We start from the raw sequence: 20,110 nt of genomic DNA on the forward strand, positions 1-20,110 counted from the left end.
AGCCGTCATATTAACCCATACCGGAGGCCGGGGGCTGTCCAGATTCACTTCTTGCAAAGTTTCTCTTCCTATTGTACCAAACATGTTTGATTATATTAAAACAAGGTGAAAATGCAACTGTTTGCGTAAATCTTTGATTGTGGCCAGAAGCGATTGTGCTGCCTATGAATATCTCCCCTAAATTTTCCCATACTTAACAATAGCTCATTCATGCGAAAAGTGACGAAAAAGGGAGGGTTCAATGCCATGCAGCGACTTATCCGAAGCAGCAGACGGGGGCGCCGTCGCGGGAAACTGTTATTCAAGCTGATACTGATTTGCTGTGTTACTGGACTCATTGCTTTCAGTGCACTCCTGTTCTATTTATACCAGACCGACCTTCCCCTGGCGGACTCCGATCGGAACTCACAGCTGCTTAGCCGGCAGGGAGAGGCGATTGCCGTCTTCTCCAGCACCGATAGAAACCGCTCAGACGTATCGCTGGATGAAATATCGCCGTATTTGATTCAAGCCACTTTAGCAGTAGAAGACCGGAATTTTTTTGAGCATTTCGGTTTTGATATAAAAGGAATGGGCCGGGCCCTGCTCGTTAATATAAAGGAAATGAACAAAGTACAAGGAGCCAGTACACTGACGCAGCAACTCGCGCGAAATCTGTATTTGTCCCATGAGCGAACGTGGTCCCGCAAGTTTAAGGAAGCAATGTACACAGCACAGCTGGAAATGAAGTTCGATAAGGATAAAATTCTGCGCATGTATTTGAATGAAATATATTACGGGCACGGTGCTTACGGAATTGAGGCGGCGGCGCAAATGTATTTCGGCAAGCCCGCCAAGCAGTTAAGCCTGGCTGAGAGCGCCATGCTGGCAGGGGTACCGAAGGGGCCTACTTATTATTCCCCTTTTAATCAGATGAAGAACGCCAAAGACCGGCAGCGCCTCGTGCTGGGGGCCTTGGTCGAGATGGGGAATATTACCCGGAAGCAAGCCGATCAGGCCTATGATGAAATGCTGTATTTCCAATCCCCGAAGCTGCGGACGGCCGGAGACAAGGCTCCTTATTTTCGCGACTATGTCAGGAATGTCGTCATTAATGAGCTTGGCTTCGATGAAAGTCTGCTTGAGCATGGCGGGCTGAAAATATACACCACCTTGGATATGGAGGCACAGGAGGCCGCTGAACTTGCCGTGGCAAGCGAACTGAAGAGTGCGCCGGATTTGGAGGCCGCCCTGATCTCGATCGACCCCCGCAACGGCCATATCAAAGCGCTCGTCGGCGGGAAAAATTATGTACAGAGCCAATACAACCATGTGTTCGCCACCACCCGCCAGCCTGGCTCCACCTTTAAGCCCATTATGTATTTGTCGGCCCTGGCTTCTCACAAAATGACCGGTGCAAGCAAATTTTCCAGTCAGCCGACCCTGTTTCACTATGACAATAACCGGAAGACGTACAGCCCTAAAAATTTTGGCGATAAATATTTGGGGGACATCGATATGCGTCAAGCCATTGCTGCGTCGGACAATATTTATGCCGTCAATACGATCCTGACCGTCGGAGCCGAGCAGGTGATCGAGCTTAGCCGGCGCATGGGCATTACGAGCCCGCTGAATGCCGTTCCTTCCCTGGCGCTCGGCACGTCGCCCGTCAGTCCGTTCGAGATGGCCACGGCCTTCGGCGTGATCAGCAATCAAGGGAAACAGGTCAAGCCGGTTGCCGTACTGAAAATTACCGATGACCAAGACCGGGTATTATATGAAGCTCCCCCGGCAGTGACGGAGCAGGTCGTGGAGCCTGCCGCAGCCTATGTGCTGACACATTTGCTGGAGAGCGTATTTGAGGCCGGGGGAACTGGGAACCGGGTATCGGCGGACATCAAGCGTCCGGTTGCCGGGAAGACGGGCACAACAAGCACCGATGCCTGGCTGGTGGGATTCACTCCCGAGCTCTCCACTGCGGTCTGGGTCGGTTACGATAAGGGAAAGACGCTGGGGACAGCCGAGTCACGGAAGGCAGCGCCCATCTTCGCGAAATTTACAGAAAAGGCGCTGGAGAAAGTTCCCCCAAAAATTTTTCCGATTCCCGATGGGGTAGTCAGCGTATATCTCGACCCTAAAACTGGTCTGCTTGCGACTGAAGATTGCCCGGACAAAAAATTGGAAGTGTTCATCCAGGGCACCGAGCCGACGGAAGCCTGCAGCGAGCACGGAGAGAAACAACCTGAGCCGCTTCCGGTGGAAGACAAGCAAGAGAGCCGCTCTTGGTGGAGTGATCTGAAGCGCTGGTGGATGGACTAGCCGCAAAGTATTCTGTAACATAGGAAGTATCTTTATTACAATACTTATTACGGTACTTATTACAGATCAAGACAAGGAGAGCTTCGACGATGAGCTTCGCATCTGATCAATATTATGAGGGAGCACCGCTGCCCCGGGCATTTTATGAGCTACCGGCTCTGGAGGCGGCTCCCCGCTTGCTTGGGCATACGCTCGTGCGCCGCACAGAAGATGGAGAGATTCGCTGCCGCATAGTCGAGACAGAGAGCTACGGAGGAGTGCAGGACAAAGGAAGCCATGCCTTTAACGGGCGGAGAACGGCCAGAACGGAAATTATGTTTGGCGAAGGGGGCGTGGCTTACATTTATTTAATCTACGGCATGTATCACTGCCTCAACGTCGTCACCGGAACAGAAAACGATCCACAGGCTGTGCTCATTCGTGCGGTGGAGCCTCTGACTGCACGGGATGAAGCCATGATGCGCCATCACCGCGGGGCCGCGGCAAGGAGACCTGTGGATTTATCTGGAGGTCCGGGCAAGCTGTGCCGCGGACTGCGTATCGACAAATCTTTGAACGGCCAATCTCTGGCCGATCAGGGCGGCCCTCTCTGGATTGAGGCAGGAAAGCCGCTGAGAAGCGAGGACATCATGCAGTCCCCCCGGATCAATATCGCCTATGCGGAGGAATATGCCGCCAAGCCTTGGCGCTTCTTCGTGAAGGACAACCCGTATGTCCCACTCCTCGATAAGAACATAAGCAGGTACAAACCATCATAGACAGCAACCTAAATTTCGAGAGCGCTGGTTCGGCGCTTTTTTGTTTGCCGCTTACCGTTTGCCGTTTGCCGTTTGCCGGAGCTTGTACGACACATTCAAGCAAACATTTGAATCTCATAGTGATCAGGAGTATACTATATTCAAACAATCAAATGAACGATTGAACATTATTGTCTTCTATTTACTATTTTTCTATTTACTATTTTACTATTTACCATTTACTGTTTACTACTATTTTACTGTTTCCGTTAATTTTCTGTTTTTGCTGCTTAATGCTGTTCTTTTACTGGTGATTTACCAATGTTCGGAGGTATTTTTTGATGGCAAACTTTGCTCCCTTCATTCAATCTGATGAGCATTCTCACTTACATAATGAAAACGATATAACGACAGACCTGCGAAACAGTCTAAACGAAGAGGACATCGCCGGCATGGCGCAAATGTTCAAAGCTCTTTCTGACCCGAACCGGATGAAGATCGCCTATTTGCTGCAGCAAAAGGAGGAGCTGTGCGTGCGCGATGTTGCAGCCATTCTCGATAGTTCCGTCGCTACGGCCTCCCACCATTTACGTCTATTGAGACAAATGGACATTACCAAATCGCGCAAAGAAGGTAAGAACGTGTTCTACTCGCTAAAGGATCATCATATCCAAACGCTGATCACCATGACGCTGGAGCATCAGAAGGAGAAGAATTACCAGGAGTAAACCATTAAGTACCTCAAGCCGAGAGCAAGCCGCCCCCCAAGTTGAGTACAATCATCGATCATCTTCTTTATATAGAAAAGCACACGAAGGGCAGAAGATATGCTCTTCACGCCTTCGTGTGCTTTCTTTTTCATCCGTTCTATTAATCGAGCTTCCCGCCCTCTACGACAAGCTCTTCTGCAAATCCCTCGCCATAAACCGAGTTCAAAGTTTCTTGATATGCCTGATGAATGAACTGCTCCTCTCCAAGTGCCGCCAGTTCGTTGTTGATCCAATCCAGCAGTTCCTTGTTTCCTTTCGCAACAGCAGGAGCGATCGTGTCCTGTCCGCCAAAGGCCGGAATAGTCACGGTAAATCCAGGGTTCGATTTCGCCCAAGCGATCAATTCCGTGTTGTCATTGGCAATCGCAGCACCGCGCCCGTCTTTAAGTGCTGCGAAAATTTCCGTGTACTGGTCGAACTTAAGCAGCTCGATATCCGGGTGATTTTTAGTGAAGTAAGTTTCCGCGGTCGTTCCTTTAGCCACGATCAGCTTCTTGCCGCCCTCTTTCAATTGATCAATCGATGTAATCGGGGCGCTGTCCGGTGATACGATGCCAAAGGACAGCTTCATATAAGGATGGGCAAAATCGACCTTTTCTTGTCTCTCCTCGGTCACTGTAAAATTGGCCATAATGATATCTACTTTGTTCGATTCCAGGTAAGCCACGCGGCTGGCTGCATCCACCAATACGAATTCGACCTTACCTTCATCTCCCAAAAGATCCTTGGCAAATCGCTTGGCAATATATACGTCGAAGCCCTGATTCTCGCCATGCTCATCCACATAGCCAAATGGCGGTTTATCCGCGAAAACTCCGATTTTAATTTTATCGTTCTTCTTGATCTGCTCGATGGAATTAAATTTAGCCGAGCTTGCATTGCCTCCCCCCAAGCCGCATGCAGCTAATCCCATAAGCAGTAAAAGTCCAACCATCAGCCATCCTAATCTCTTTGTAACCTTCTCCATTCTCCCATCTCCTTAACGAAATTAATGATCGTATTGAAATATATCCAGAAAGTGCTGAGCACGCTCTGACTGAGGCTTGGTGAAAAATTGCTCCGGCGCTGCGATTTCGCTAATTTTACCCTGGTCTATGAACACGATGCGATTGCCAACTGACTTGGCGAACCCCATCTCATGGGTGACGATAAGCATCGTCATCCCCTGATCAGCAAGCCCACGTATGACGTCGAGCACTTCCCGCACCATTTCCGGGTCCAAAGAAGCGGTAACCTCATCAAACAGCATAATATCCGGATTCATGCACAACGCACGGACAATCGCAATTCGCTGCTTCTGTCCCCCCGACAGTTCGCGGGGATAACTGTTTTTGCGGTCAAGCAGTCCGACCCGTTCCAGCAGCTGTTCCGCTTGCTGTAAAGCTTCCTGCTTCTCTCTTCTCTGCACCTTGAGCGGACCGAGCAAAATGTTATCGATGACGGTCAGATGCGGAAACAAATCATAGCTCTGGAACACCATGCCGATATGCTGGCGGACTTCCCGCCAATCCGTGCCCGGGTCCGTTAAATTCTGCCCACGGTAGAGAATGGTTCCGCCCTGTACAGATTCGAGGCCGTTAAGACAGCGCAGCAGTGTACTTTTTCCACAGCCGGACGGCCCTAATATTACAGTGACTTCTCCTTGCCTCACCTCTAAGTTGATATCATCCAATACGTTTCGTTCTCCGTAATTTTTTACGAGCTGCTTGATTTCAAGCAGGATTTCAGCGGATCTTGCCATCCCAGTCTTCCCCCTCAACCGCTAACTTTGCCACCGGCGTTCAAATTTTCTCGATAATCTCGATAACGGGTAGCACACCAGAAAAAATAAAATGAAAATAAACCCATATACCCAAATGGAAGCATTCGGCGCCTTAATGACACCCAGCTCGATAATTTGCTGCCCGACCTTGACGACCTCGATTACCCCGATCAACACCACGAGCGAGGTGGTCTTAATCATGCGTGTAGCCAGATTGATCGTCCCTGGCAGCATGCGGCGCACAGCCTGAGGAATCAAAATATATCGATAGATTTGCCCGGCTTTCAGGCCCAGCGCTTTCCCTGACTCCAGCTGATGCTTTGGCAAAGATTCCAGCGCTCCCCGTACGATATCACCCATTTCCGCCGCACCCCACAGACTAAAGACGAGCACGGCCGTTAGTTCTCCGCCGATGTCTACGCGCAGCATGGGCGTAAATATGAAATAAGCCACATAGAGCCAGACCAAAATCGGAATGATGCGGAATGCTTCCAAATAGAAGCGGAGAATGAATCGGAGCGGCCAGGATTTTAACGTCCGTAAGAGCCCCATCAATAGCCCAAGTGCAGTACCGATAAAAATCGAGGTAAACGCGATCTCGATCGTGACAAGCAGCCCTCCTAGCAGACGCATAAAATTCGATCCCTGGAACAACACCTCAATCCCCAAACTCTGCATAACGCACCTTCCTTTCCAGCCACGACAGCAGAAACGACAATGGCAAAATTAATACAAGATAGGCTGCTACCAGCAGCAGCAGGGATTCCTCCGTCCTGTAAAACATGCCGATTAAGTCTCTGGTCAAATTCGTCAGGTCCATTAACGAAATCGCACCGACCACAGAAGTCTCTTTGAGTAAAAATATCGCGTTGGCCCCCAGGGATGGGATACTAATGGCGAACGCTTGCGGCATCACTACATGTCTGGCCAGCTGCAGGCGGGAAAGCCCGATGCTTAGTCCCGACTCGATCTGTCCCCGGGGTACGGCCTCAATCCCGCTGCGAAACGCCTCGGCCATATAACTGCCGCCCAGAAACGTCAGCCCGACAATTGCACAGCTCATTTCACTCATGTAAATGCCGATCTTGGGCAAGCCGTAATACAGAAAAAATAACTGTACGAGCAAAGGCGTATTTCTGGAAAGCTCAATGTACGCCGTAATGACAGTCTGAACCCCCTTGACTTGATAATGCTGTAAAATGCTGGCCACAAGACCGACGATGAGCGAAAACAGAATCGCCCAAAAAGCGAGCTTCACGGTCAGCCACATTGCTTCCCCATAGAGAGGCAAGCTTTCATAGATGTAATTCCAATTTAAATTCATGTGCCATTCCCTCTGCCAAAAATTAAAATTTGAAATAAATTCTGATTAATCCAATGCATTAAGTTGGTAATTAAGTTGATTAGATTATAGGCATGCCCCTAAAAGCTGTCAATACAGGAAATCACTTATAGCAAAAATTCAACAAAAACTTCGGGCATACAGCCAAAAAAAACAGCGCCAATCGCCGACTAACTCACGATTTACGCTGTTTCCAGTTTATTTTTCAACGCTATTTGCTTATGATTTATGACTCTAGAGCCGACTTAAGCTCGTCAGAGGAACGATCCCACCACTCCGGATTGGTATCAATCAGCAGCTTTTTAAGTAAAGCTTTCTGAGCTTCAGACAAGCCCTCGAGCTGGACTTTTCGTTTCAAAGCATAGTCCATTTTGTTAACATGATCGGCTAAAATCTTCCACCCCCGGCGGGCTTCCGTATCGATCCACATTTCACAGGCTGTCATCCCGCCATAAAACTGACCTTTCTCCGGATGGCGGTCTACCGCAATCCATACGATCCATACTTGACGTCCAGCGGGAACATCCTCCCGGTTCGTTGAAAATTTAATTCCCTTCTCTACCTTGCTCTTCGCATGCATAGCGCCGATATCGATATAAGCTTCATCTCCATCGATAATGACCGGAGACATGCTGTTCAAGTCAATGGAGCCTGCACCGAAGCCTTTATGCTTGCTCTTCTCGTCATTACTAATAATATTTAAGGCAAATATTTTCTTACCCGTCTTTTGCGAAGTATCTTTATGATCCATAATTCCCTCCACCTGGCTTGAGGCAATCACCGCTAGTACCGCTATTCTCTAAACGGTTGATGCTTCAAGGCAGCTTTCGTGTGTTTTTTCCTTAGATAGAGCGGCTGTATCTCCAACATGCACATTAATTTTATTTTAGCTAATAATCTCCCAAATGCAAACATATACATGCTGTAGATGCTTGTCAACAGGAGGTATCCATTGTATGACCCGAACAACTTTTATCCTTCGCCTTTCTATTCTTACCCTGTGTCTTATCGGCGGTTTCATCATGTACAGGCTTTATGCCGACAACGAGGCTGCTCCTTTGCTGGCCCCAGGCCAGGATAAGACCGCAGCAGCAAACACCCCTTTTCCCCAGCAAGTGGAGAGCATACAGCAGCCGACGGCTGAAATACTCAGCAACCGGGTTACAGAATACCATATTGACGTCAAGCTGAATGAACAGGAAAGAACTTTGACCGGCACCCAAACAATGACCTGGACTCATCCCGGGAAAAAAACGCTGAATGAACTTTATTTTCACCTATATCCCAACGCCTTTTCCTCTTCCAACACGACCTTTATGAAGGAATCAGGCGGCCGCCTGCGCAGCGACGTGATGCCCAAGGATGGCTGGGGTTCTATGGAGCTGACTGAAATCCGGACGATGGACGGCATTTCCCTCCTGCACCGGGTTCAATACGTTCAGCCTGATGATGGAAATCCGCATGACAGCACGCTCGCTAAAGTACGGCTGCCCATGTCCGTTCAAGGCGGTGAAAGTATTACTCTCAAAATTGATTTCACGGTAAAGCTGCCTAAAATTTTTGCGCGCATGGGTACTGCCGGCGATTTCGTCATGGCTGGCCAATGGTTTCCTAAGCTATGTGTTTACGAACCAGTCTTACGGAGAGGTCGGACGACCGAAGGCTGGAATTTGCACCAATACCACGGAAACTCGGAATTCTATGCCGATTTCAGCATCTATAACGTAAGGATCGATGTCCCTGGTACGTATACCGTAGCAGCTACAGGATTCCCGACGAAAGCAGCCGCACCAGAAGGAGAACGGCGGATTTATCAATACTATGCCGACGATGTGCATGACTTTGCCTGGGCAGCTTCGCCTCAATTTGTCTATGCGGAGGAGCCCTTCTCTTCGGACGAGGTGCCCGGAGTCCGCATTAAGCTGTATTTGGATCCGGTGCATCAGGATTTAAAGGATCGTTATTTCTATGCCGCCAAGGTCGCGCTGGCTAACTTCAGCAAATGGTACGGGCGCTACCCCTATTCCACTTTGTCGATCGTTGTCCCGCCGGCCGAAGGGAACGGGGCGGGGGGTATGGAGTATCCCACGCTGATCACGGCGTTTGGAGCAGCAAATGACTCCCCCAGCTACGACGAATTGGAGCGTACGGTAATTCATGAAATTGGACACCAATTTTTCTATGGCATGGTCGCCAACAATGAATTTGAAGAAGCGTGGCTGGACGAAGCGTTTACTTCCTATGCTGAAGACCGTTTAATGGAGCAGGAATTCGGCATAACAACCAATTTGCCTATACAAGCAGCCTTAATTCACACTCCGCAGCCATTGACGCAATTCTCCTGGGAGTTTGGATCATCAGATACTTATGCCAAAAATGTATATCACCGCGGCAAGCTTGTGCTCCTCGATATCGAGCGGCAAATCGGCTCTAAAGCGATGAATCGCACGCTGTCTGTCTATGCCCGCAAATATCGTTTCAAGCATCCTACCTCGTCCGATTTTCAACGGGTGCTGGAGCAGACGACAGGGCGTTCCTGGAAAGCTTATTTCAATCAATACGTCTATGACGGAAAAATGGCGGACTACGCTGTAGAGGATGTGGCCATATTTCCAATCCAGCAAGAGCAAGGGCAGCTGTACGAATCCGTCGTTGATGTGAAACGCAAAGGGGGAACCCATCCGAAGGTGCCGATTCTTTTCACTTTTCAGGACGGACATACGCTTCGCAAAAATTGGAACGGAGAGGAAGAGCAGATTCAATTCAGACTGCGCTATAAAGAGCCGCTCGCTTGGGCCATGATCGACCCGGAATACACGTTAGTGCTTGAAAACCGGCACATTAACAACTACTTCAAAGCTGTTATTGATGAGAAGATCAGCACGCGCTCCAACATTAGTATAACGAAGCTGCTGGAGCTGCTGGCCGGCTCATTCCTATGGTAGTAGTTTTGTTCGGAGTTTATTCTGGGCAGTATTGCTCACAAAACTAGGCTTAGGCTTTCGATGTAAGTTTTGTTCGTAGTCTATTCGGGGCAATATTGCTCACAAAACTAAGCGTAGGCTTTCGATGTAAGTTTTGTTCGGAGTTTATTCGGGGCAATATTGCTCACAAAACTTTTAGGAGGGAATATCATGCCCTATATTCGCAATGGGTGGAGCAGCGTCAAAAGACAGTTCCCCTCCGTCATCATTCTGTTTCTGTACCAATTGCTGTGGGGGGTCTTTTTATACCGGCTCGTAAATTCGGCCGTTGTTCAAGTGCTGCAAAGGTTCCCGGATCCTCCGCCGAATGAGTTGAATCGAATCTTGTTTATGGTTGAAGGACAGAACAGGCTGTGGCAAATTCCAGAAGTTCATCATTACGCATGGATTCTAATCGGTATGATTGTACTCCGCCTGCTGTTAACCCCATTGATTCAAGCCGGCATATTATACGGGCTTCTCCCTGACGATGAGCAGGCCACTGGACTTCCCTTATTCCGGGGAATGCAGAAATTCGGAAAGCCGGTCGCTCTATTCTACTTGCTGGAGCTCGCGCTGATGATTATACCTGCCTATTGCTTCCTTCCCAAAGTGATTGACTCCTTGTCCCGCCTCCTTTATGGGAACAGTCCTCTTCCAGCCTTCCTCATATCTATTGCTTATGTGCTCAGCTGGCTGGCATGCAACTGGTTTATTCGTCAAACGATGCTCTTTGTGCAATTTGGTTATTTATTCAAAGGCACTGCCTGGCCCTCCCTGCTTCTTTGCTGGAGGCATCTATTAAACGGCCTCTGGATCTCCTTCCTTCTTACAGCTTTCTGCTCAGCCATTTTTGTAATATTCGGAGCGGTATCCTGGACCTGGACTGGAATTCTAGCTTTAATCCTGCAGCAAATCTATCCATTATTCCGTAGCATATTCAAAATTTGGAAAACAACCTCTCAATTTAATTTATGGCAGCAAAAAAGTTAAAATTTCTTCATCTTCCTAACTCCCTTGAGCCACAAGGCTTCCGTGCTTGCACGGGGCCTTTTTTTATAGTTTTCTATATCATTCTCGCAATTTAACCATTGCCAAATGATGCCTGCCTTGTTACAATAACAACAGTACTTTTTAAGTAACAGATTTGTAATCATTTCTGTCATAATTAACGGAAAGCCAAGCATTACTGGCGAATCCATTACTGACACGATTATGGAATACGTTCTCTGTGGGATTAAATCATAGCCGAATTCCGTCACAGGGGAAACGGGGGAACCACTTTGGGTGAATTGATCTCGCTTCAGAGGGATCATAGGTTACCTTCAAACCGAATCCTTAAGCTAACCTCGTAGGCATTGGAAGGAGCATAATTTCTTTGAAGAAAAAGTTGGCCGTAGCAGCTTTAAGTTTCTCAATTTTATTCTCCCTGGGAGCTGGCAGCGCTTTCGCAGACTCTAAACTGGACAGCACTGTTCAATCTGCTCTAGGGACTAAATATCTGGCAGGCGGAACGACAACGGATGGCTTCGATTGTTCCGGATTTACGACTTACGTTTTCAAGAGTCTCGATATCAAGCTTCCACGCACATCGAAATCCCAATTCGAAATGGGAACAGCGGTCAAGAAAGATGAGTTGAAGGCAGGTGATCTCGTATTCTTCAACACTTCTGGAAATGGAATCTCCCACGTTGGCGTTATGGTCGACAGCGAGAGCTTTGCACATTCTTCTTCTAAGAAGGGCGTAACAATCAGCAAATTAAGCGAAGACTATTATGTCAAACGCTATGTCGGGGCCAAACGTATTTTGAGTACAGACAAGTATGTAGAGGTTGCGGAACCGGGCCAAGACCATGATGATGTAGAATAACATAAGTCCAAGAAACCTGTAGAGATTGTGGTTGAATCCCTTTCTGCAGGTTTTTTTATTTTGTTGAACAAACAACCGCCCTGCGGGAAATCTTTACCAACATGCAATGACGGGGCAAAGCCTTGCAAATGCTGGACTACTTTGTTAGAATAACCAATGAAATAAGTAACAAACTTGTCATTATTATTGTTAGTCGTTTCGTTTCGGGTGCATACAACTTGACCAGCCGAATTCCCGGCACCCGGGAAACGGGGGAACCATTTATGGGTGAATTGATCTCGCTTCAGAAGAGATGATAGGGAACCTTCAACCGAATCCTTAAGCTAACCTCGCAGGCCTTGGAAGGAGTAATACAACTTGAGAAAGACTTTGACAGCAGCGGCGACGAGCTTGGCTATTCTTTTCACGATGGGAACAGCAAGCGCCTACGCAGACTCGGACACTACACTCAACAAAACAGTAGCCTCGGTATATGGCACGCCTTATAAGCTCGGAGGAACCACAGCTAACGGCTTCGATTGCTCCGGATTTACCAGTTACGTCTTTAAGAAAATGGGTGTGAAGTTGGCTCGTGTATCGTCAGCCCAGTACAAGCAAGGTACACCAATTCCTAAGAATCAATTAAAAGAAGGCGATCTTGTATTCTTTAACACATCTGGCAAAGGGGTATCCCATGTCGGTATTTATATCGGCGATGGAAAGTTTGCCCACGCCTCTTCTTCGAAAGGAATCCGTACGGACAAGTTAAGCAACAGCTACTATAAGAAACGTTATGTGGGAGCGAAGCGGATTTTAAGCAAATACGGCTATTCAACTCATGCCGCCCAATCCTAATTCGCATGACTGAGACATTACCTTCGAGCATTTTATTGCATTTCACTGCACTTTACTGCCTTTTGGCTGACCCGCTGTGACAATTCCTGCCGGAATTGTCGCAGTTTTTTCTTTACTCCGGGTTATTTCCATTACTCCATGTTATACGAACTGAGCTTGCGGCTTATTCTAAACATTAAACGAAATAGCATTGGAAAAGGTTTCACCAACCCGGTCTTAAGTACTAAATTTTTTTCAAAAGTAGTTAAAGCGTTTTCAGTGTGGGCGGGAGAAATATTTTCATTGAAATGAGCCTCCTGATAAAAACATCGACTTTAGAGCCTTTACAATGAAATAAAATCCCGTTACAGTGGTGGTAAAAAGATCGCGCCGGAGCAATTCCATGGCACGTCATTTCCATTTGTACAAGGAGGCGCAAGATGGATAAACAAGATATTCAGTTTCATATCGTTCCTATGGAAGAGCACCACGGGGAAGCCATTAGTACTTGGCGCTATGATTCTCCTTATGATATCTATAGCTGGCTGCCTTGGGAGCAAATGAAGGCTCTTGATGTCGAATTCGGCAATCCTGTCTTACGGGCAGAGCAATATGTTTCCATATTGGATGGGGAAGGAACTTTGGCCGGGTTTGCCCAGTATTTCCCGATGGAGAACGTGACCCGGCTCGGCATCGGGATGAGACCCGATTTATGCGGCCATGGATTAGGTAAAACATTTGTGCTAACGATTGTCAAAGAAGCACAGCGCCGTGCACCATCCCACACGATTGATCTCGAGGTGCTTACGTGGAACACGCGAGCGATTCGGGCCTATCAGAAATCAGGCTTCGTCATTACCGACCTGTATGAAAAAATGACTCCCGGGGCTATATCCAAACCTTATTATTGCATGGTATACCGCGGCGAACGATTATAATAGCGGCTGCAATAGTCTGAGAGCGCCTGTGAGGCGATCTCAGACGTTTGTGTGCTTAGTTTGACCTAAATTAAGAGTCCAATCACAACAGCTCTCATTGGCGCTGTGAGGATGCTCATATTTACAGCCCGATTTGCAGCATAAATACATCTAAATCGTTGCTTTTTTTGTCACAAATGCTATGATCAAATAGCATATTCCGTTATAATAATAAGGTAGCTTACATAGGAGGGACGATTGAAATGCAGAAGTGGATAATGAGCGGACTATTCTTTGCTGCATGTACATTAGCTATTGTGCTAATATTCTTTTTGCCAGGTAAAGAACAAGTCGCACAAGAAAATAAGACGCAAATGCCTGAAGTCACATTAAACGCCGAACAAGCTGAGGCCATCGTCAAAGCTAACTGTATCTCCTGTCACGGAGATCAATTGGAAGGCGGAAATGGACCTAGTCTGCAAACTATCGGCGCCGTCATGTCACCGGAAGAGCTTTACAAGGTTATTCACAGGGGTAAAGGCCAAATGATGCCTTCATTTAAGGGTCAGCTGGAGGACGAGGAAATTGCCAACGTCGCGCTGTGGCTTGCTGAAAAAAAATAACGATCTCCGGCTCATACACGCCCATTAGGATCACGTTCCTGATGGGCGTGTCCCGTACCTGGCCGAAATTGTTCCATCACCTGCAGCAGCGCTCCTCCGGGCCTGCGGCAGCCTGCATGCAGCAACAAGATTGGGCACGGGGCAAGCCCCTGCTGTCCTGGCAGATGGCCATTTGCAGCAGGGGTGTTTGGAATAATATATGGACGTATCATCTCTCCTTGTGTTCGACATTTTGAATGGGTAACCTTATTCTGATGAACTCATCTTGTCAAAAGCCTCATTATATTGTTCAGCTTCCTTAATATCGATGGCCGTAATTCCACCTTCCTCCCATGATGTCAGCCGAAGCGTTACGGTCTTATAATCAATTGTAATAAAAGGATGATGGTTAAAAGCTTCGGAGATGGCAGCCACTTCATCAACAAAAGCAATCCCCTTCATGAAATCAGAGAACGTATATTTACGTACGATCCAACGTCCCTCTTCCAATTCCCATCCTTCCAGTTTTTCTAAATGCGCCTCTACTTCTTGTGGTGTAAACGGCATATTTTTTCCTCCCCGTTCTTTCTCAAGAACTCCAAAAGCTATGTAGTTCTTCCTTAATCCATTTAAAGGGCCAAAGAGCAGTGGGCAAAGCAGGAGTATTCTCCTTTATTGTTATTCCTCTTTAGCCCTGTTCATGCATAACCAGAAGAAGATGTTGCCTGGTATTCTAATCTCATATTTTACCACGCTCTAAGTCACATGCAAAATAGCTTTTAGCTTTATTCCCTATATCAATTTTACTGATGTCAGCTCCTCATCCCCGATTAAGACATTAATACGATGAGCTTCCGGGTCATAGATCACTACGGCGCTGCCTACGGCAATTACGGGCTCAGAGCCGAGTCCAAAGAACAAATCCTCAGCCAATGCCTCAAGCACCTCATGCTTTTCCTCGCCTGACAGCCCCTCCCATTCCAAAGAATCCATCTCAAAGAAATCATAACAATCCGAAATACGGCCAACCGCCTCCGTAAAATCCGCCAAAATATATTCATAATCTCTTCCGTGCTTTACTCCCACGGGCGATTCGCTCCTTTCAATATCTGCTTAAATTAGCCATCAACTTATTATAAACGAAAATACCACTTAAAAAAAAAAGGAATTCTGTCGATAAAAAAGATAACCGTTTATTTAAATATGGTTTCTGTCTTTTCGCAAGGATGCTTAGGGACAAAGCAGGGTTCAATTTAACTCAAGGACGAGGTGTATAATGGAAATTTCATCACTCATCGGTATTATTCTCGGTTTAGTCGCCGTAGTTCTGGGGATGTTCCTTAAAGGAGCCCCGATCGTAAACCTGGTGAATAACCCGGCGGCGTATGTCATTATCTTAATAGGAACCGCAGCGAGCCTGTCCATAGGCTTCCCTTCCTCGGAATTGAAGAAAATTCCAAAGTTGTTCAAGAAACTATTCGTCAAGCAAAAAATGATCAGCAAGGCAGAACTCATCTCGCTCTTTATGGAATGGGCTACAGTTACCCGTCGCGAGGGCCTGCTGGCGCTCGAATCGAAGGTCGAGGAAATCGATGATGCTTTTCTGCGCAATGGCATGCGCATGATCATTGACGGTAACGATCAGGAATTCGTCAGCGATGTGCTCGCTGAAGATATTGCCGCTACCGAGGAAAGGCACAGAGCTGGCGCACTCATCTTCTCCCAGGCAGGTATGTACGCTCCAACCCTCGGGGTTCTCGGAGCCGTTATCGGGCTGATCGCCGCCCTTGCGGATATGTCCGATATGGATTCATTGGCGCATGCGATTGCTGCTGCCTTCGTTGCGACACTGCTCGGTATATTTACCGGTTATGTTCTATGGCACCCAATTGCGAACAAGTTGAAGCGCCTTTCCAAGCAGGAAGTCGAAATCCGCCTGATGATGGTGGAAGGACTGTTGTCCATTCAATCTGGTGTCTCAACGATTGCCATCCAACAAAAGCTGGCTGTATTTCTGACTCCATCGGAGCGCGCCGATCTATTAGACAAGGTAGGTGAATCCGGTGAGCAAAAAGACTAGGCATGAACCCCACGAGGAGCATGCTGATGAATCCTGGCTAATTCCTTATGCTGACCTGATGACGCTCCTTCTGGCTCTATTTATTGTCCTCTACGGCATGAGTTCTACAGACGCCAAGAAATTCGAAGAAATGAGCCAGGCGTTTAACAGTGTCCTTACCGGCGGTGTTGGAGTTCTGGATCAGAATTCCTTCAACAGCAACACCAAAAATTTTAACAGCGACAACCTGATACCGAAGGATTCGTCAGATGGCATGCTGAAAAAAAGAGACGAGCTGATGCGCAAGGAGCAGCAAAGCCTAGAGGCTCTGAAAAAGCGCCTGGACAATTATATTAAAGAGAATGGGCTGACAACGCAGCTTAATACACAGCTTAATCATTCGGCCCTAATGATTACAATCAGCGACAACGCCCTTTTCTCATCCGGCGAAGCAGATGTGAAGCCGGAGTCCCGGAAGCTGGCCAAGGCCCTCTCCACGATGCTGGAGCAGTTCCCGGATTATGAAGTCGTCGTCTCTGGCCATACGGATAACGTTCCGATTTCCACAAGCGAGTTCCCTTCGAACTGGGATTTAAGTTCTGGCCGTGCGCTTAACTTTATGAAGATCCTGCTGCTTAATGATAAGCTGGATCCTAAAAAGTTCAGCTCTACTGGACAAGGGGAATACCACCCTGTCGCTTCCAACAACACGAGCGAAGGACGTGCTAAAAATCGCCGGGTTGAAGTATCGATTATCCGGAAATTCCAGGAAGACGCCAGAACAGGCATCCCCGCGATTAACTAGCTTGCATTATTCTCATTTCAATACCCATATAGAGCGAACAATCAGGCCTCACTTGAGAGCCTGATTGTTCGTTTTTTATGCGCCTGATTGTTTTTTACGCCGTATAAAGACTACCGCCTTGGGAAACTCCCTTCCCTACACGAGATTGTAGTTCAGCGCAGCTCCCAGCTCCTGCTTCTCCTGTGCCGTTAAATCCCGCCAGGCCCCTGTCGGCTGTTGGCCTAAATGAATATTCATAATCCGAATCCGCTGTAATCGCTTCACCTCATAGCCGAGCGCGCTGCACATCCGGCGAATTTGACGATTTTTTCCCTCTGTCAAAATAATTCGGAACACTTTGTCTGACATTCGTGTCAGTTGACACGGCTTCGTCATGGTGCCCAGAATGCGTACGCCTTCGCTCATTGCCTTCAAAAAGGAAGGGGTGATTGCCCTATCTACCGTCACGATATATTCCTTCTCGTGCCTGCCTTCTGAACGGAGTATTTTGTTTACAACATCTCCGTCGCTAGTCAGCAATATTAACCCTTCCGAATCTTTATCGAGGCGTCCGATTGGAAATATCCGTTCCTCATGCCCTACGAAGTCGACAATGTTGCCGCGGATATGCCGCTCTGTCGTACTGGTGATCCCTACCGGTTTATTAAGGGCAATATACACATGTTTGGACGTCTTCTGGGCGAGCGGCTGTCCGTTAATTCGCACATCATCCCCCATCTCAGCCTGACTGCCGAGCACTGCGGGCTTCCCGTTAATCGTCACCTGCCCCGATCCGACCAGCTTGTCCGCCTCTCGCCTGGAACAATAACCCGTTTCACTTATAAATTTGTTTATTCTCATTTCTGTCACCCCGTCTATGCTATATCTATGCCGGCCTGAGCTCCAGGGCCCTGATTCAATATCTGCAAGCAGCCTTACCGTTCTCAGGGTCTCACCCTACCCTTCCCCCAGTCCGTCCTTCTGGCTGGCTCTCCGGGCGGTTCCCTGACCCGCTCTCGGGCCTGTCCTCCGCTCTATTCTCTAGCCGGTTCCCTGACCCACTCTCTGGCTCGTCCTCCGGTTCAGTCTCCATCTCCAGCAACCGTGGAAGCGTGATCGTCACCACCGTGCCGCTGCCGACTTCACTGTCAATTTCCAGGTATCCCTTATGTCCTTCAATAATACGCTGACTAATCATGAGACCCAGGCCTGTCCCCTTTTCCTTATTCGTATAAAAAGGTTCGCCAATCTTCTGCATTCTCTCTTTGGAAATTCCTTCCCCTTCATCTATCACCCGAATGACAGCTAAATGAGGTTCATCGGAGTACAGCTTCAGCGTAATTTGTCCACCTGCCGGCATCGCTTCCATAGCATTTTTCAAAATATTAATAAATACCTGCTTCAGTTGGTTCTCTTCACAGTGTACCAGAATAGGCTCCTGGGAGAAATGAACGCTGAACTCTATATTATGTAAATGAGCTTCACTATCCAGAAACGAAATCACATCACCAAGCGTAAACCTGACATCCCTCGTTTGGAATTGAACCGCCTGCGGCTTAGCCAAAATTAAAAATTCACTGACTATGAGATTTATCCGATCGAGCTCGGAGAGCATAATATCTGTATGCAGTGGATTAATTACCTTAGAGCCATGCTGCATTTGCAAAAAACCGCGCAGTGTCGTCAGCGGATTCCGTATTTCATGAGCTACGCCTGCGGCTAACTGCCCTACCGTCGTCAGCTTCTCTGAGCGGCGCAGCAGCTCCTCCATTCTGTTATGCTCGGTCATATCCCTTGAAATACAAATATAAGCTGATATTTTACCGAATTTATCAAAAATCGGTGACTGACTGATGCTAACCTCCACCAGGCTCCCATCCTTACGTTTACGGACAGTCTCGGATAGCACGATAGATTTCCCTTGCTCCAGCTCCCGTGTCCATTCCTTTCTGTCCTCTTCGAGAAAAGAAGGCACATAGTCAAGGTATTGGCCCACGATTTCTGTGCTTTTCCAGCCGTATAAGCATTCAAACGCCGAATTCACGCGAACAATTATCCCGTCCTGATCCATCAAATGAATCGCATCCGCGGTCTGGCTAATGATCGACTCTAAATATTCATTCATTGAACGGTTTTCTTCATTCTTCGCCTCCAGCTCAGCGGTATAATGGCCTAAGCTGCCAGCCATTGCATTAATTTGATGGCCAAGCAGCCCAAGCTCGTCCCTCCGATTCACCTGCAACCTTGTCTCAAACTTTCCGGAAGAAAGCTGGTTTACCTTAATCAGAATATCCTGAATCGGCCGAATAATTTCACCGGCAAGAATATAACTTGCAAAAATGACGAATTGGAGCAGAACTAAAGAAATCGTCACCTGACTAAACATCTGCTTGGAAATAACAGAGGAAATCGGTTCATAACTTGAAACAATCCGAATCACATATGGCCCTTTATTCACAGGTGAAATGGGTATAAAGCTCTCCAGCACTTTCTTCCCGTTAATCCTGCTATCATACATCACACTGTTGCCTTCTCGGATTGCGTCCCTTATAGCTCCCTTGTCCATAATCTCATTTACATAGTCATATGTACCAAACAAAATCCCTTTGTTCCCGCTTATGAAGCTCTCCGGATCGAGGCCGGTAATTTCAAGTAAATTGGGATTGGAATGCAACGTCTCATGGGTAATCCGTTCGGGACTAGTCATTCTAAGCATTCCTTCCGCCAAACTCCGGCTCATGTTACCATTATTCTGCCTTTTGATATATTCATTGACAGAGCGGCTTTGTTCGACAGCCAAGGCAATCTGACGGGCGGTCATCATCATATTGGATTCACTTTCGTTCCTTAAATTGTCCCGGGTTGAGAAGTAACTTAAAGCGATATTCAAGGACAGAAGCACTAACGCGAAAAACGACATAATTAGAGACAGCTTTATTTTAATAGACAAACTTCCCCCCACCTTTAGGACATATCATTGGTGAATTATGGAATAATCCCGTTTCTATCATCATAACTGTAACGACATGTTTTGCAAAGACGTTGATATTCCCACTCCATTTCCCTACAATAAGAAAAAATACCTATAACCATGTAAGAATTACCGGTATGAAAAAAGTTATGCACAAGTTATGAACATATCAACAGATGAAAATAACTTGTTGTGAATAATACTGGGGATAAAATGACGGTT

The 20,110-nt window shown here is 47.4% G+C and carries 21 protein-coding genes and 2 riboswitches; of the genes, 11 read left to right on the forward strand and 10 right to left on the reverse strand.

The features are described from left to right. Positions 1–246 precede the first annotated feature (246 nt). From G358_RS0124695 to G358_RS0124705, 3 genes are all read left to right on the forward strand, one after another. Complete coding sequence (locus tag G358_RS0124695) at positions 247–2,298, forward strand: transglycosylase domain-containing protein (protein ID WP_019639946.1); 2,052 nt, start codon at positions 247–249, stop codon at positions 2,296–2,298. An 89-nt stretch (positions 2,299–2,387) separates the two neighbouring features. Next, positions 2,388–3,056, forward strand: coding sequence for a DNA-3-methyladenine glycosylase (locus G358_RS0124700; protein ID WP_019639947.1), 669 nt, complete (start codon positions 2,388–2,390; stop codon positions 3,054–3,056). A gap of 320 nt (positions 3,057–3,376) precedes the next feature. Then, the gene (locus G358_RS0124705) at positions 3,377–3,763 is read left to right on the forward strand and encodes an ArsR/SmtB family transcription factor (RefSeq protein ID WP_019639948.1); all 387 of its coding nucleotides are present in this window, start codon (positions 3,377–3,379) and stop codon (positions 3,761–3,763) included. A 142-nt stretch (positions 3,764–3,905) separates the two neighbouring features. Here G358_RS0124705 and G358_RS0124710 read toward each other — a convergent pair whose 3' ends face one another. From G358_RS0124710 to G358_RS0124730, 5 genes are all read right to left on the reverse strand, one after another. Beyond that, on the reverse strand, positions 3,906–4,772 hold the full coding sequence (locus G358_RS0124710; protein ID WP_019639949.1) for a cysteine ABC transporter substrate-binding protein: 867 nt from the start codon (positions 4,770–4,772) through the stop codon (positions 3,906–3,908). Between the two features lie 21 nt (positions 4,773–4,793). Further along, complete coding sequence (locus tag G358_RS0124715; protein WP_019639950.1) at positions 4,794–5,546, reverse strand: amino acid ABC transporter ATP-binding protein; 753 nt, start codon at positions 5,544–5,546, stop codon at positions 4,794–4,796. 21 nt (positions 5,547–5,567) lie between these two features. After that, on the reverse strand, positions 5,568–6,245 hold the full coding sequence (locus G358_RS0124720) for an amino acid ABC transporter permease (protein WP_019639951.1): 678 nt from the start codon (positions 6,243–6,245) through the stop codon (positions 5,568–5,570). After that, positions 6,226–6,891: an amino acid ABC transporter permease gene (locus G358_RS0124725; protein WP_019639952.1), complete on the reverse strand. Its 666-nt coding sequence runs from the start codon at positions 6,889–6,891 to the stop codon at positions 6,226–6,228. The genes G358_RS0124720 and G358_RS0124725 overlap by 20 nt, the downstream gene beginning before the upstream one ends. A gap of 244 nt (positions 6,892–7,135) precedes the next feature. Next, on the reverse strand, positions 7,136–7,660 hold the full coding sequence (locus G358_RS0124730; RefSeq protein ID WP_019639953.1) for a YwhD family protein: 525 nt from the start codon (positions 7,658–7,660) through the stop codon (positions 7,136–7,138). 205 nt (positions 7,661–7,865) lie between these two features. Between G358_RS0124730 and G358_RS0124735 the strand changes: the two genes are divergently transcribed. The 6 genes from G358_RS0124735 to G358_RS0124765 all read left to right on the forward strand — a co-directional run bounded on the left by G358_RS0124735 (position 7,866) and on the right by G358_RS0124765 (position 14,095). Next, positions 7,866–9,854, forward strand: coding sequence for a M1 family metallopeptidase (locus G358_RS0124735; protein WP_019639954.1), 1,989 nt, complete (start codon positions 7,866–7,868; stop codon positions 9,852–9,854). A gap of 189 nt (positions 9,855–10,043) precedes the next feature. After that, complete coding sequence (locus tag G358_RS0124740; protein ID WP_019639955.1) at positions 10,044–10,865, forward strand: hypothetical protein; 822 nt, start codon at positions 10,044–10,046, stop codon at positions 10,863–10,865. 243 nt (positions 10,866–11,108) lie between these two features. Beyond that, positions 11,109–11,245: riboswitch (cyclic di-AMP (ydaO/yuaA leader) on the forward strand. 5 nt (positions 11,246–11,250) lie between these two features. Beyond that, the gene (locus tag G358_RS0124750) at positions 11,251–11,742 is read left to right on the forward strand and encodes a C40 family peptidase (protein WP_019639957.1); all 492 of its coding nucleotides are present in this window, start codon (positions 11,251–11,253) and stop codon (positions 11,740–11,742) included. A gap of 214 nt (positions 11,743–11,956) precedes the next feature. Continuing rightward, positions 11,957–12,095, forward strand: a riboswitch (cyclic di-AMP (ydaO/yuaA leader). Between the two features lie 4 nt (positions 12,096–12,099). Beyond that, positions 12,100–12,576: a C40 family peptidase gene (locus G358_RS0124755; protein ID WP_019639958.1), complete on the forward strand. Its 477-nt coding sequence runs from the start codon at positions 12,100–12,102 to the stop codon at positions 12,574–12,576. A 419-nt stretch (positions 12,577–12,995) separates the two neighbouring features. Further along, positions 12,996–13,493 carry a GNAT family N-acetyltransferase gene (locus tag G358_RS0124760; RefSeq protein WP_019639959.1) on the forward strand — a complete coding sequence of 166 codons (498 nt, stop codon included), beginning with the start codon at positions 12,996–12,998 and terminating at the stop codon, positions 13,491–13,493. Positions 13,494–13,735: 242 nt separating this feature from the next. Then, positions 13,736–14,095 carry a c-type cytochrome gene (locus tag G358_RS0124765; RefSeq protein ID WP_019639960.1) on the forward strand — a complete coding sequence of 120 codons (360 nt, stop codon included), beginning with the start codon at positions 13,736–13,738 and terminating at the stop codon, positions 14,093–14,095. Positions 14,096–14,106: 11 nt separating this feature from the next. On the opposite strand, the gene G358_RS30845 is transcribed toward G358_RS0124765, so the two are convergent. The 3 genes from G358_RS30845 to G358_RS0124775 form a co-directional block, all read right to left on the reverse strand. Beyond that, entirely contained in the window at positions 14,107–14,307 is a 201-nt protein-coding gene (locus G358_RS30845) for a hypothetical protein (RefSeq protein WP_033404447.1), read from the reverse strand. A 34-nt stretch (positions 14,308–14,341) separates the two neighbouring features. Further along, on the reverse strand, positions 14,342–14,641 hold the full coding sequence (locus G358_RS0124770) for a 4a-hydroxytetrahydrobiopterin dehydratase (protein WP_019639961.1): 300 nt from the start codon (positions 14,639–14,641) through the stop codon (positions 14,342–14,344). Positions 14,642–14,866: 225 nt separating this feature from the next. Further along, a complete protein-coding gene (locus G358_RS0124775; RefSeq protein WP_019639962.1) occupies positions 14,867–15,160 on the reverse strand; it encodes a DUF7167 family protein in 294 nt (97 codons plus the stop codon). A gap of 190 nt (positions 15,161–15,350) precedes the next feature. Here G358_RS0124775 and motA point away from each other — a divergent pair, with 190 nt between their 5' ends. Together motA and motB are read left to right on the forward strand one after the other, a co-directional pair. Then, the gene (gene motA, locus G358_RS0124780) at positions 15,351–16,154 is read left to right on the forward strand and encodes a flagellar motor stator protein MotA (RefSeq protein WP_019639963.1); all 804 of its coding nucleotides are present in this window, start codon (positions 15,351–15,353) and stop codon (positions 16,152–16,154) included. Beyond that, entirely contained in the window at positions 16,138–16,938 is an 801-nt protein-coding gene (gene motB, locus G358_RS0124785; RefSeq protein WP_019639964.1) for a flagellar motor protein MotB, read from the forward strand. The genes motA and motB overlap by 17 nt, the downstream gene beginning before the upstream one ends. Before the next feature lie 135 nt (positions 16,939–17,073). Here the strand turns inward: motB and rluF are convergent, their stop codons facing one another. After that, entirely contained in the window at positions 17,074–17,778 is a 705-nt protein-coding gene (rluF, locus tag G358_RS0124790) for a 23S rRNA pseudouridine(2604) synthase RluF (protein ID WP_019639965.1), read from the reverse strand. Between the two features lie 91 nt (positions 17,779–17,869). Beyond that, positions 17,870–19,867: an ATP-binding protein gene (locus tag G358_RS0124795; protein WP_019639966.1), complete on the reverse strand. Its 1,998-nt coding sequence runs from the start codon at positions 19,865–19,867 to the stop codon at positions 17,870–17,872. Between the last annotated feature and the right edge of the window lie 243 nt (positions 19,868–20,110).

It is taken from the genome of Paenibacillus fonticola DSM 21315 (genome assembly GCF_000381905.1).
In the GTDB taxonomy this organism is placed as follows: domain Bacteria; phylum Bacillota; class Bacilli; order Paenibacillales; family Paenibacillaceae; genus Fontibacillus; species Fontibacillus fonticola.